This window comes from Accumulibacter sp. (assembly GCF_032229525.1).
GTDB lineage: Bacteria > Pseudomonadota > Gammaproteobacteria > Burkholderiales > Rhodocyclaceae > Accumulibacter.
In genome coordinates, this window is sequence record NZ_JAVTWB010000117.1 from 1 (window position 1) to 11,154 (window position 11,154).

Sequence of the window (11,154 nt, forward strand, 5' to 3'; positions counted from 1 at the left end):
GGTCGAACAGCCAGTGCCAATGCTGGCATCCCCACGGGGATTCGAACCCCGGTACCTACCGTGAAAGGGTAGTGTCCTAGGCCTCTAGACGATGGGGACCCGGAACTTCTTTCGGCTTGTTGGTGGAGGTACGCGGGATCGAACCGCGGACCTCTTGCATGCCATGCAAGCGCTCTCCCAGCTGAGCTATACCCCCGGCCCGAAAGAAGCGAGGATTATAGGGAGCCGACTGCCTGCTGTAAAGCGCCGTGCTACTGCCATCCGAGGTGATCCAGGTTGCGGCATCAAGCCGCGCCATCGCCGGGCGACAACCGGCAAGCATCACTTGTGCTCACGATGACGGTCCAGCATCGAGTCACCACCTCCAGAGGGCCCGGCCACAGTCAGGAATCAGCCCGCCATTCGCTCGACGCGCTCGGCTCGCCAGGCGGCGAGCGTCCACAAAAAGCTCACGCTGTCAGACACCGCAAACAACAGCGCCAGCGGAGCAGGGACGATCCCCTGGTGCCACAGCACAGCCATGATGAAGGGAACGAGCGGGCGATCGAGCATCGACGCGAAGACAAAGCCCAGAGCGTTCAGCCGACCACTCACCACGTACAGCATGCCCAAGCCACCCAGCAACAGTCCCACCAGGCGAAAGTAGTTCGCCGCCTGCTCGCTCAACTCCGGCAAATGCAACAGCGCCGCCACGCTGTGCGGTTCGACCAACACCAGCGCCGCCTCCACCAACATGATCCAGCCGAACCCTTCCACGGTTCTTGCCGAATGGGATTGCCCCTCCGCGCGAATCACGCGCTGCAGCATGCTTGGTGTCATTTCTTGCGACTCCTTTCGATTGCCTGCGAAATGGGAGAAGCTGAACACCAAGCCAAAGGCATCCCCATGAGAGCGGATGTCGGCTTTCTGGAGTATGGCCGCCGTTGTCAGTCCACGGCTCGAAGCAAGTGATCGGCCCGGCACCGTCGTTGGTTCGACACGGCGCTGACGGCCGGTATGGATTCTCTACGGGCCGTAGGGCCGGAAATGAGGTCGAACGGCTGCTTCGACCTCGCTGCTACGGGAGGATCCAACTCCTGCCGTTCGACCGTGTGCGAAGCGGTCAATCGTCGCAACATCCCGTGCGGTGGGAGCGGCTATTCATTGCACGGAAGCGATCTTGGTTACCGTGGCGGATGGTTTGAGGCTGGATTGGTGAGTGTCTGTAGCGTAGCGTCGGTCGGCGCACGATCAATTCACGACAGTGTGCCTGAAGCGGGAACACGGAAGACCATCAACTCGCTGCGACGCTGAGGGCTAAGTCTTGGTTCGTCACCACTCTGCCAGCAGGATCTGACGAGTTCGAGAGCGAGGGTGCCGGTGGCGGCTAGGAGTAAGACCCCGTGACCGCACTACGGGCGCAGGCTTTGATCCTGACGGATGACTGGTACGGATCCGTCTCGCCACCGCAAGAACCAAAACCAGGGCGCCAATGTCGAGGGGGAGCGAGGCGTACGAGGAGCTAGAGCAGCATCGCGCCTGCCGCGTGAGAAAACCTGTTCAGCCTTGCTGACCGGGGTCGGCGAATGAGTGAGCCTGCCGACTGCGATCTGAATCGTCGCCATAGCCGCGACACTCCTGATCCCTGCTCCCAGCTTGGGCTTGTCGTCTTCACTTCAGCAGCCTGGTGCGTATTTGGGGTATGGTGGAACAGCGAACCGAGTTAAAGGCTGAGCAGGCGCGTCGAATGGAGATCATGCTCATGAACCTTCTCGTGCTTGGATGGGAATGACACCAACCCATCCTGGCGTCTGGGTTCCATTGATCTGAAAAACGCTGCCGCCGCCAGCGGGCGGCGTTGCCTCGGTGAAGGCGTTCACCACGACTTGATGGGTGACCAGGATCACCGGCCGCCCATCGATGGGCAACGTGGCGAGAAACGATCGCAAGGCGTCGAGATTTTTGTCCCGATCGTCCGGGCGTGCGAAAAAGGAATTCAGCGCCGGCATGGACTCTACCGGCCCAAGGTCCAGTAAACGGGCCGTTTCGAGCGCGCGGCACCACTGGCTCGAAAAGACTCTCGCATTGGTCAGGCCGACCGCACGCAGGCGGGTGCCTAACTGTCGTGCCTGAGCCCGGCCGCTGGCATCAAGATTGCGTTGGGTGGAACAATCGCCGATGACGAAATTCGGCGGGTCGCCGAACCCCGGCGCGCGGGCATGCCGCAGCATCAGCACACGGCCCGGTTTGGCAAGTTCGCTTAGCGGCAAAGCCGGATCATCGGCCCACGCCGGGAAGAACCATGACATGGCCACAAGTGCAAGGATGAGCGGCTTGCGCATTCTTCTCCTTCCTTCAGTCGACAAGTTCGACCACGCGCAGGTCGAGCTTGAATGGACCCATTTGTCGATCGGCGATCAGAAGGCCCACTTGTTGAGCCGATGAGGGGTCAAGCGGTGGCAGGTGGTCGAGGACGCGTCCTCGCCAGGTCGGGACAAAATCGGCTGCGGCCAGTCTTATCGTGGTCCACTCCCCGGCCGGTGGCTGAAAAGCCGACTGGTAATTGACGCCGTCGAACTCGGCACCAGTCCGAATGCTGAACTTGTAGCGCTTGCCGTCGCCGCGCACGGTCAGCAAACAGGCTGCGCCGCCCATGCTTTTGGACGCTATCAGCGGTGAGCGAACGGACGCAAAGCCGCCGTTGTTGGTGAGGGAAAGCGATCCCGAGAAGACGGCATGCCCTTTCGTATGAAAAGCCATTCTGCTCGCCGAGACCCCACCCATCACGCGATCGTCGATGGCGTACCAGCCGGCGACGGCATCGGGGGTGTCGAATCGGCAAATCGAAGTCTTCATGCTTGCAGCCCTGGTCTATCGAAAGTAGGTAGCCATCCGCATCTGCCAACCCCGGCCCAGAACACCGCACGGCGACGATTGGACGGCAAACCTGACCATCCAGTCTCTCGCTGCCGGCTCATGACGGCGCCTGTCTCGACGCGTAAGGCAGGAACAAGGCGCCAATGTCCACCCGCGCCTTGAGCTTTGCCGCCAGCAGATAAAGACCGCCTGCCTTGCGGTGCAAGAACAGGGCATCCGCCGGTGGCGTATGCCAGGAATTCCTTTCGGTGCTCAATGCCAGACCGGTGTCGCGGATTCGCGCTGGCAGATCCGACTTCCCGAAATCGTAGGCGCCGGCGTGGCGCAAGGGTTCGCAGGCGTGCAGGAAGACATCAAGGACGAGTTGCCGCTGCCGCTCCCCGATGTCAGCTCGAAAATAGCCGATGGCGCTGGCGGCCATGCTCATTTCCTGCCTATCGCCGACGACAGCACTCGCCATCAGCCGGCGATAGGCGTCGACGACGGCTGCCGGGTAGGGGCGGGTGGCGCCAAAGTCGAGCAGAATCACTTGGCGGCTGGCATTGTCGTAGCGGTAGTTGGCAAAATTGGGGTCTGTCTGGATCAATCGGAATTCGAAAATCTCTCGGAAAAGCAGCCGGAACAGCAGTCCTGCCACGCGATCTCGCTCGGCTTGCGGGGCTTGCGGGGCTTGCAGCAAGGATTCGACCGGCACGCCTCCCATGCAGGACATCGCCAGGACGCTCTCGGTCGTCAGGTCGGCGTGCACCTCGGGTAGCATGAACTCGGGCGCGTCGCCCAGCAGTCCGGCGTAGCGGCTGAGCCAGGCGCCCTCCCCGAGATAATCCGCTTCGGCGTGCAACTGACGTTTCGATTCCCGCAGCAGCGGTCCGACATCCAGTCCACGGGGCAGCAGTCCAGAGACACGCAGCAGGGTGGCGACATTATCGACGTCGCTGTCGATACTCTGGCGGACACCGGGGTACTGGACTTTTATGGCCAGGCGCCGCCCGTCCTTCGTCTGCGCCAGATGGACCTGGCCCACCGACGCTGCCGCCATCGGCGTGAAGGAGAACTGCCGGAAATGACGGTCCCAGCCATGCCCCCAGTTGGCGTCGAGCACACTCACCAACTGGCTCATTGGCATGGCTTTGGCGTCGGCGCGCAAGCGCGCCAGGATAGCGCCAAACTCCGGCGGCAACAGATCGCCTGCATCCATGGACAGCAGTTGCCCGAACTTCATCGCGGCCCCGCGCAACCGGGCAAGCTGCTCGGCAACGCGGTAGGCGTTCTCCGGAGTCAGCAGCAAGTCGCCAATTCGCGGACGTTTGCCTTGGGCCAACTGTCTTGTGCCCTCTGCCAGCATGCTGCCGGCAACTCCGCTGGCGAGAACACCCAGCCGGGCAATCCTGGACCACCGTCCGCCGGGAACGGCCGAGGTGCTTGCGTCGCGTTTGCTTAGCTCATCGTCTAGCATGTGGCCTCGCTTTCCATCTGATCCGACAGTAGCCAGCGACACTTGGCGAATAGTTCTTCAGAACGAAGCCGGCTGGCGGCAGTCGGGAGAATCCGCGGTTTCCGAATCATCGAGGGGATAGGCGTCCGCCACATAGGCGGGACCTTTCATCACCATGACGATGAATGCAGCAATCGCTACCGTGAGCACCGCCGTCCAGTGCAGGAGCACGATACTGAGCGCAAGAATGTCGACCATCTGGAGGCGAGTCCAGGCTTCCACTGCATCCCCTTCGCCGAGAAAAATCCTCGCCGCAAACGACGGCAGGGCCAGAAGCAGCGTGCCGAAAACGAGCACGCGGGGTAATAGACGGAGCACGTCGCGCTCCCGACCAGCCGGCGTTTGCACGAATCCCGGAAGTCTGTTGAAGGCGTTCATCGTGGCTCCTTTGCTCGATGCGTTTTGAACGATTACCAGGTTTCAGCGAAAGCACCTGCTGTCAGGCAAAGGCAGGCCACGCTAGTCAGCCGGAAGCGCAACGGTAGGTACCAGCCCGGCAAATGGCTGGCGGCGATGAGAAATCTATCCTGCCAGTAGTGAGTCAGAAACCCGGTCACCAAAAGAACACTCGCCAGCATCGGCGAGAACAGAAATGCCGACCAGGCGATAAGTGCCGGGACGACACTCCAGACGAAGCACCACGTCCGCTGACTTGCGCTCAGATCCGTCAAAGTCATGGCGAATCCCCAATGCAGGGCGCCGACGAAGGTCAGGATCACCGCACCGTAGGCAAACAGCGCATCGCTCCAGAGCTTTGCGTGGTGCGGGTCGACGAGGCTGGCGGGGGCCAGGACGAGAAACGGCAGCAGTCCTCCGTAACCGAGCCAGGCAACGCTGCGCGGCATGGGATTGAGCAGTGAGTGGTCCATCGCGTCCTACCTGACCAACGGTCGAACGGTGGAAAAGCCGGCATCCATCGACCACACCTGGCCGGTCACCCGGGCCGCCTTGTCCGAGAGCAGCCAGACCATCAGTTCGGCCAGTTCGTCGGGGGAACCAATGCCCGGCAAGGGGTATTGGCGAGCCGCCGCCTCGCGGCCCATCGCGGTGCCGAGGATGGCGGTGGAGGCCGGCGTGTCCATGATGCCGGGGGCGACGGCGTTGATCCGGATGCCATTGCTCGCATAGGTCGCCGCCGCGCTGCGTACCAGTCCTTCGACACCGGCTTTCGCTGCCGCTACCGCCTCGTGATTGGGAGTGCCTATCCGTGCAGCAGCCGACGAGACCAGCACCGCCGATCCGGGGCACTTGGCGTCGCGCAAGGCGCCAACGAAAGCCGCCAGTGTATGGAAGGCGCTGACAAGATTGGCGTTGAGGCAGGACGCAAAGTCGGCGTCGGACATGCGATGCAGTGCGCCCAGGCGAATGTTGCCGACGCAGTGCGCAAATGCCGTGGGCAGCAACTGGTGCGCTTTGGCGACCTCGAAAATGTGGCGTGCTCCGGCAACGCTGGAGCAGTCAGCGACCACCTGTATGTGGCTGTCCCCGTAGCTGTGGGTCAAGCGCTCACCCTCCCGGCTGGTCACCAGTAGTCTCCAGCCTGCCTCTGCCAGCTTCGCCGCCACCGATTGACCCAGCCCGCCTGCTGCTCCAGTAACTAGGGCTACCTTTTCCATGACATCTCTTCTCCCGCTCACCTGCTCTTAAGGAAGGGACTCCCTTGGGCGCCAATGAAATCATCAGATTGACCGATCGGGAGAGGTGTTTGTATTAGACAATTATTGGATATGTATGACATTAACGCCTTGTGTGAGTTACAATACTCGATAATTTATTGGTTGTCTAGGACAGCAATGAGTGAGGCCGTGAAATCATCTTCCGCACCCGGATCCGAAGTACAGGCGTTCGGTTCACCGGCTGCTCGCCGCCTGAGCCCGAATAAACTGCTGCTCAGCAAGTGGACAGCGGCGTCCCCGCATAATAAGGAGAAGCACTTCATTGTCACCGGGGTGATTCAGCCCGAGCCCCCGGCCACGCGAATCGAGAGCATCGAACTGGAAGCCGTGTACTCTCGGCGGGTGTTTTCGCTCTCTTGGCGTGATCTAACCGAGGGCCAGCGGTGGCTGCAAGGCTGGCAATGACTTGTGCCGGGAAGAATTTTCGCGCAGGCTCGTCGGATCGATGATGGACAAAGAAACCATGAATCTCTCTCCGCATGTTGCGCTGATCGGTGCTGGCATCGCAGGCCTGTCCTGCGCCACGGCACTGCAACGGGCTGGCCTCGAAGTCAGTCTGTTCGACAAAAGTCGCGGCCCGGGCGGACGCATGAGCACCCGTCGAGGCGACGACTGGCAATGCGACCACGGTGCCCAGTATTTCACCGCTCGCCACGCCGACTTCCGTACCGAGGTGGAGCGCTGGCAGCAGGTCGGGGTCGCGGGCTTGTGGGATCCCAGGCTATGGATGTTTGATGGCGATTCGCCCGAACAACGCGAGTCGACGGTCGAGCGCTTTGTCGGTATGCCCGCCATGACGGCGCCTGCCCGGTATCTGGCCAGCACACTGGCCGTGCACGTGCTAACGAACATCCAGCAGCTCAGGCGCCAGACGCACGGCTGGCAGATTTTTTCGGCTGAACAAGGCTGGCTGGAGACGCGCTTTGCGGCCGTCCTGCTGGCCGTACCAGCGCCGCAGGCGGTACCACTATTGCAGCAAGCGGCCCCCGAGTTGGCGGCACTGGCCAGCAGCGCCGTGATGCGCGCCTGTTGGGCGCTGATGCTGCGCTTTGCTGCGCCGGTCGACCTGTCGTTCGATGCCGCCTTCGTCAATCAGGGCCCACTGCGCTGGATCGCCCGCAATAGCAGCAAGCCTGGCCGCAGCGGCGAGGAAACCTGGCTGCTGCACGCCTGCGCGGACTGGAGTGAGGAGCATCTGGAAGAAGATTCCGAGAGCGTCGCCGCCGCCCTGCTATCCGTCTTTGGCCAACTCGGCGGTCCGGTCCCACAGGGCTGGACTGCGCACCGCTGGCGTTACGCCGACACCGAACCTGCCCTCAACGAGGGTTGCGCCTGGCGTCCAGACATTGGCGTGGGCCTCTGCGGAGACTGGCTCAACGGCGGCAAAGTAGAGGGTGCCTGGCTCAGCGGCCGGACGCTGGCCGAACAGGTGCTGCAGTCGTTCGCGCGATGCTGACGGCAGGATTTGGTGAGTCGTGGCGCCTTCTCCGCACTGCAGCGCGGCCCTGTCACGGAACTTTTTCTCTGACGCGCGGCTTGCCCGGTCTGGAGCGGCAGCACGGCTTGCCGCAACGCCAGCGCAGGGGGCTTTGCCAGAAATCCGCATGAGTTCCGGCACAATCCTTCGGCTGATTCTCGGGGACCAGCTCAATCCGCGGCACTCCTGGTTCGAGCAGCAGCGCGACGATGTGCTGTACGTCTTGATGGAAGTGCGTCAGGAAACCGACTACGTGCTGCACCACGCGCAGAAGATCATCGCCATCTTTGCCGGGATGCGCGAGTTGGCCCGTCAGTTGCGAGCGGCCGGACACTGCGTGCACTACCTGACGATCGATGATCCGGACAACCGGCAGGCGCTGCCGGACAACCTCGATGCGCTGATTGTTCGGTTCAACATCCGAGCCTTCGAATACCAGGCACCCGACGAATGGCGACTCGACGCGCAGCTGGCCGACTATGGTCGGCGTCAATCCATCCCCTGCCGAATGGTGGAAAGCGAGCACTTTTATACCTTGCGCGACGAGGCTGCGCGGCTGCGTTCCACACGTAAGCAATGGGTGATGGAGCACTTTTATCGCCATATGCGGGTGCAACATCGAGTACTGATCGATGGCGCTAGCCGACCGGTCGGCGGCCAATGGAACTTCGACCACGACAACCGTAAGTCCTGGCCAGGGCTACCGTCCGAACCCGCAGACTTCCGGGCGGCTCACGACCATTCAACGCTCTGGCAGACGATCGTCTCCGCAGGCGTTAACAGCTTCGGCCAGGCCAACGCTACACAGTTGGCCTGGCCGATCAATCGTGCCGAAGCCTTGCAGCAACTCGACGCCTTCATCGAGAAGGCGCTGCCGCACTTCGGCGACTTTCAGGACGCGATGAGCCATCGCGCCTGGCGAATGTTTCACTCGCTGTTGTCGTTTGCCCTCAACACCAAGATGCTCGATCCGCGCGAGGTCGTTGCCAAGGTCGAAGCCGCCTGGCGCGCAGGGGGGGTATCCCTGGCAACTGCCGAGGGCTTTATCCGGCAGATTATCGGCTGGCGCGAGTACATTCGCGGCTTCTACTGGGCGCACATGCCGGAGTATGCCGAGCAGAACGTGTTCGGCCACGCTCGGGCGCTGCCGGGATGGTTCTGGAACGGTCAGACCAGGATGCGCTGTCTCGCCCACGCCATCGGCCAGTCTCTCGAACAGGCCTACGCCCACCACATCCATCGACTGATGGTGATCGGCAATTTTGCGCTGCTGGCCGGACTGGAGCCCGCGGTGGTGCATCGCTGGTATCTCGGCGTCTATGTCGACGCTTTCGAGTGGGTCGAACTCCCCAACACCCTCGGCATGAGCCAGTTCGCCGACGGCGGACTGCTGGCCACCAAGCCATACGTATCCAGCGCCGCCTACATCGATCGCATGAGTGACTACTGCAAGGGTTGTCATTACGACAAAAAGCTGCGCACCGGCGAGCGAGCCTGCCCCTACAACTCGCTCTACTGGGACTTCTTTGCGCGCAACGCCGGAAGACTGTCGACCAATCCGCGTCTCGGCATGGTCTATCGGCATTTGGCGAAAATGGATGAGGTGACGCGACGTTCGTTACGTGAGCAGGCAGACGAGCTACACAACTCGCTGGACCGCCTGTGATCCTCTCTTGTCTGGGCATTTGGCTGCCATGGCAAGGAGAGGCTGGTCGACGTCCCTCCACCGCCTTCGCCCAGATCGCGAACGAACTGGCCGTTGCCGCTTGTGGTTCAATGCTGGCCGGGCCACCCACGTCACGCTGTGCCTACTCACCCGCTTCTGACTTGGAGAAGGCCTTGCGAAGCACTCAGAAACATACCTGGTTTGGCATCATGACGCTGGCGATCCTGCTTAGTGGATGTGCCTCGGATGTGCCGAAGCTCCACGCCAGCGACGCTTCCTACAGCCTCTCCCCGCACCTGGCCTGCACGCTTCCCAGCAACTGCGCCAACTCGCTGGGCACCGGCAACCTGTTGCCGTTGCGATACACCGGCCCACCGGCGCAGGCCATGGCAATGCTGCGAGAGACGCTGAAAACCTTCCCCGAGGCAAAAGTCGTGCGTAGCGAAGAGCTGGCGCTGGAAGTGATCTTCACCACGCCCGCTGGTTTCAGGGACCAGGTTGATTTCAGAATCGACGCGGCGACGCAGCGCATCGGGTTTCGATCACGGTCGTTGTTCGGTTTGTTCGACTGGGGTAAAAACCGCTCTCGAATGCGGGAATTCGCAACGCGCTTCGAGCAGCAGAGCGAGCGCTGATGGCGCGGTATTCGAAACCAGCGTCGAACGCGGCTTCCTTTACGGAATGGACGTGATGAGCACAGATGTCGAGATACAGAGGATTCTGAGTGATCTGTTTCGGTCGCAACGTTTCGCGGTGCTGGCGACCGACGGCCACGGCCAGCCTTTCACCAGCCTGATGGCATTTGTGGCCTCCACCGACCTGCGGCAGCTGGTCGTTCTGACTGATAGGACGACGTGCAAGTTCGCCAACCTCGTGACCAATTCTCGCGTCGCCCTGCTGATCGACAACCGCGAGAACAAGGGCTCTGATACCCAGGATTCAATGGCGGTAACGGCCATCGGCAAGGCACAGGAAGCGGGCTCTGGTGACCGCGCTACCCTGCTCGACTTGTTCCTCGCCTGCCACCCCTATCTGGCCGAATTTGCAGCCTCTCCGACTTGTGCCGTCGTCAGGGTAAAGATCGATTCCTACCTTCTTGTTTCCAGTTTTCAGAAGGTTCTCGAATGGCGCACCGGAGACTGACACCCTTGGCCAACTCGCTGAACGGCCATTCGTCCACGTGCTATCCGATTTTACTGACTGCGTGCGATGCGCATCTCCGTGTTTCCCTTCGCCCTGGTGGCGGTGCCTATTTTGACCGACGCCGCTGAAGAACCGGATCATGAAGTTCTACGCAAGCTTGAAAACAACATCGAGATTCGACTGTACGCGTCCTATGTGGTCGCCAAAATGCTTGTCGAGGGTATTGCCGATACGGCGCGGGTAATGACGCCTTTCCGATTCTCGCAGGCTACAGCTTCGGAAAAACAAGGGTGAGCGGAGTTTTTCGATGACTGCTCCGGTAACGCAAACCGTCGCCCCGGTGAAGCGGGAGATGACGGTGCCAGTCACCCAGACGGCGGTCGCCAGCGGCTGGATCGTGCAGTTCGTGCTGCCCAGGGGGGGGCACTTGCAGCCGGCCTGGTAGAAACGCTCACGGGCAAGGGCCCGTACACGGTGTTCGCGCCGACCGACGAAGCCTTTGCCAGGATTCCCAAAGCTCGGCTTGACGCGTTGCTTATGGACAAGGCCAAGCTCTCAGCAGTGCTGACTTACCACGTGGTACCGGCTCTGGTGCTGGCCAATGCCGTGAAGGCTGGTGAGGTGGCGACGGTGCAGGGTGGCTAACTCACCATCACTACGGACGGTGGCGTCAAGGTTAACAACGCCAAGGTCGTCACTACCGACGTAATGGCCAGCAACGGTGTGATCCATCCAATCGACACCGTCCTGATGCCCAAGTAAGCACTCTCGAGGCGGGTTGCCTGTTAGCTTGTCGTGGACAACGCAGTCTTCAGGCGTTCAGCAGCTCCGGCTTGGTAGC

At 61.6% G+C, this 11,154-nt stretch carries 14 protein-coding genes, 2 tRNA genes and 1 pseudogene; 8 read left to right on the top strand and 9 right to left on the bottom strand.

The window, feature by feature from the left end:
- Nucleotides 1-23: 23 nt before the first annotated feature.
- From RUW20_RS07785 to RUW20_RS07825, 9 genes are all read right to left on the bottom strand, one after another.
- Nucleotides 24-99: transfer RNA gene (locus RUW20_RS07785), tRNA-Glu, on the bottom strand.
- Nucleotides 100-120: 21 nt separating this feature from the next.
- A tRNA-Ala gene (locus RUW20_RS07790) sits at nt 121-196 on the bottom strand.
- Nucleotides 197-390: 194 nt separating this feature from the next.
- Nucleotides 391-870, bottom strand: coding sequence for a hypothetical protein (locus RUW20_RS07795; protein WP_313951637.1), 480 nt, complete (start codon nt 868-870; stop codon nt 391-393).
- An 869-nt stretch (nt 871-1,739) separates the two neighbouring features.
- Complete coding sequence (locus RUW20_RS07800) at nt 1,740-2,321, bottom strand: histidine phosphatase family protein (protein WP_313951638.1); 582 nt, start codon at nt 2,319-2,321, stop codon at nt 1,740-1,742.
- 13 nt (nt 2,322-2,334) lie between these two features.
- Nucleotides 2,335-2,835 (bottom strand): CIA30 family protein, encoded by a 501-nt coding sequence (locus RUW20_RS07805; RefSeq protein WP_313951639.1) that lies wholly within the window; start codon nt 2,833-2,835, stop codon nt 2,335-2,337.
- Between the two features lie 118 nt (nt 2,836-2,953).
- Complete coding sequence (locus RUW20_RS07810) at nt 2,954-4,312, bottom strand: AarF/ABC1/UbiB kinase family protein (RefSeq protein ID WP_313951640.1); 1,359 nt, start codon at nt 4,310-4,312, stop codon at nt 2,954-2,956.
- A 57-nt stretch (nt 4,313-4,369) separates the two neighbouring features.
- The gene (locus tag RUW20_RS07815; RefSeq protein WP_313951641.1) at nt 4,370-4,729 is read right to left on the bottom strand and encodes a hypothetical protein; all 360 of its coding nucleotides are present in this window, start codon (nt 4,727-4,729) and stop codon (nt 4,370-4,372) included.
- 32 nt (nt 4,730-4,761) lie between these two features.
- A complete protein-coding gene (locus RUW20_RS07820; RefSeq protein WP_313951642.1) occupies nt 4,762-5,220 on the bottom strand; it encodes a DUF3429 domain-containing protein in 459 nt (152 codons plus the stop codon).
- A 6-nt stretch (nt 5,221-5,226) separates the two neighbouring features.
- A complete protein-coding gene (locus RUW20_RS07825; RefSeq protein ID WP_313951643.1) occupies nt 5,227-5,967 on the bottom strand; it encodes an SDR family oxidoreductase in 741 nt (246 codons plus the stop codon).
- A gap of 177 nt (nt 5,968-6,144) precedes the next feature.
- Here RUW20_RS07825 and RUW20_RS07830 point away from each other — a divergent pair, with 177 nt between their 5' ends.
- The 8 genes and pseudogenes from RUW20_RS07830 to RUW20_RS07865 all read left to right on the top strand — a co-directional run.
- Entirely contained in the window at nt 6,145-6,432 is a 288-nt protein-coding gene (locus RUW20_RS07830; RefSeq protein ID WP_313951644.1) for a TIGR02450 family Trp-rich protein, read from the top strand.
- A 40-nt stretch (nt 6,433-6,472) separates the two neighbouring features.
- The gene (locus tag RUW20_RS07835) at nt 6,473-7,483 is read left to right on the top strand and encodes an NAD(P)/FAD-dependent oxidoreductase (protein WP_409559326.1); all 1,011 of its coding nucleotides are present in this window, start codon (nt 6,473-6,475) and stop codon (nt 7,481-7,483) included.
- 148 nt (nt 7,484-7,631) lie between these two features.
- Entirely contained in the window at nt 7,632-9,170 is a 1,539-nt protein-coding gene (locus RUW20_RS07840; protein WP_313951645.1) for a cryptochrome/photolyase family protein, read from the top strand.
- Nucleotides 9,171-9,379: 209 nt separating this feature from the next.
- Nucleotides 9,380-9,805 (top strand): DUF1499 domain-containing protein, encoded by a 426-nt coding sequence (locus RUW20_RS07845; RefSeq protein ID WP_313951646.1) that lies wholly within the window; start codon nt 9,380-9,382, stop codon nt 9,803-9,805.
- A 55-nt stretch (nt 9,806-9,860) separates the two neighbouring features.
- Entirely contained in the window at nt 9,861-10,313 is a 453-nt protein-coding gene (locus tag RUW20_RS07850) for a pyridoxamine 5'-phosphate oxidase family protein (protein ID WP_313951647.1), read from the top strand.
- Nucleotides 10,314-10,379: 66 nt separating this feature from the next.
- Nucleotides 10,380-10,607 (top strand): hypothetical protein, encoded by a 228-nt coding sequence (locus RUW20_RS07855; RefSeq protein WP_313951648.1) that lies wholly within the window; start codon nt 10,380-10,382, stop codon nt 10,605-10,607.
- Nucleotides 10,608-10,620: 13 nt separating this feature from the next.
- Complete coding sequence (locus tag RUW20_RS07860; protein ID WP_313951649.1) at nt 10,621-10,758, top strand: hypothetical protein; 138 nt, start codon at nt 10,621-10,623, stop codon at nt 10,756-10,758.
- Nucleotides 10,743-11,075: pseudogene (locus RUW20_RS07865) on the top strand (fasciclin domain-containing protein); the annotation flags it as partial. The gene RUW20_RS07860 and the pseudogene RUW20_RS07865, both read left to right, overlap by 16 nt.
- Nucleotides 11,076-11,154: the final 79 nt, after the last annotated feature.

What these genes read in the sequence shown, in the direction of transcription:
- RUW20_RS07800 (WP_313951638.1), bottom strand. Translation starts at nt 2,321, where the DNA reads ATGCGCAAGCCGCTCATCCTTGCACTTGTGGCCATGTCATGGTTCTTC.
- RUW20_RS07805 (WP_313951639.1), bottom strand. Translation starts at nt 2,835, where the DNA reads ATGAAGACTTCGATTTGCCGATTCGACACCCCCGATGCCGTCGCCGGC.
- RUW20_RS07810 (WP_313951640.1), bottom strand. Translation starts at nt 4,312, where the DNA reads ATGCTAGACGATGAGCTAAGCAAACGCGACGCAAGCACCTCGGCCGTT.
- RUW20_RS07815 (WP_313951641.1), bottom strand. Translation starts at nt 4,729, where the DNA reads ATGAACGCCTTCAACAGACTTCCGGGATTCGTGCAAACGCCGGCTGGT.
- RUW20_RS07820 (WP_313951642.1), bottom strand. Translation starts at nt 5,220, where the DNA reads ATGGACCACTCACTGCTCAATCCCATGCCGCGCAGCGTTGCCTGGCTC.
- RUW20_RS07825 (WP_313951643.1), bottom strand. Translation starts at nt 5,967, where the DNA reads ATGGAAAAGGTAGCCCTAGTTACTGGAGCAGCAGGCGGGCTGGGTCAA.
- RUW20_RS07830 (WP_313951644.1), top strand. Translation starts at nt 6,145, where the DNA reads ATGAGTGAGGCCGTGAAATCATCTTCCGCACCCGGATCCGAAGTACAG.
- RUW20_RS07835 (WP_409559326.1), top strand. Translation starts at nt 6,473, where the DNA reads ATGATGGACAAAGAAACCATGAATCTCTCTCCGCATGTTGCGCTGATC.
- RUW20_RS07840 (WP_313951645.1), top strand. Translation starts at nt 7,632, where the DNA reads ATGAGTTCCGGCACAATCCTTCGGCTGATTCTCGGGGACCAGCTCAAT.
- RUW20_RS07845 (WP_313951646.1), top strand. Translation starts at nt 9,380, where the DNA reads ATGACGCTGGCGATCCTGCTTAGTGGATGTGCCTCGGATGTGCCGAAG.
- RUW20_RS07850 (WP_313951647.1), top strand. Translation starts at nt 9,861, where the DNA reads ATGAGCACAGATGTCGAGATACAGAGGATTCTGAGTGATCTGTTTCGG.
- RUW20_RS07855 (WP_313951648.1), top strand. Translation starts at nt 10,380, where the DNA reads ATGCGCATCTCCGTGTTTCCCTTCGCCCTGGTGGCGGTGCCTATTTTG.
- RUW20_RS07860 (WP_313951649.1), top strand. Translation starts at nt 10,621, where the DNA reads ATGACTGCTCCGGTAACGCAAACCGTCGCCCCGGTGAAGCGGGAGATG.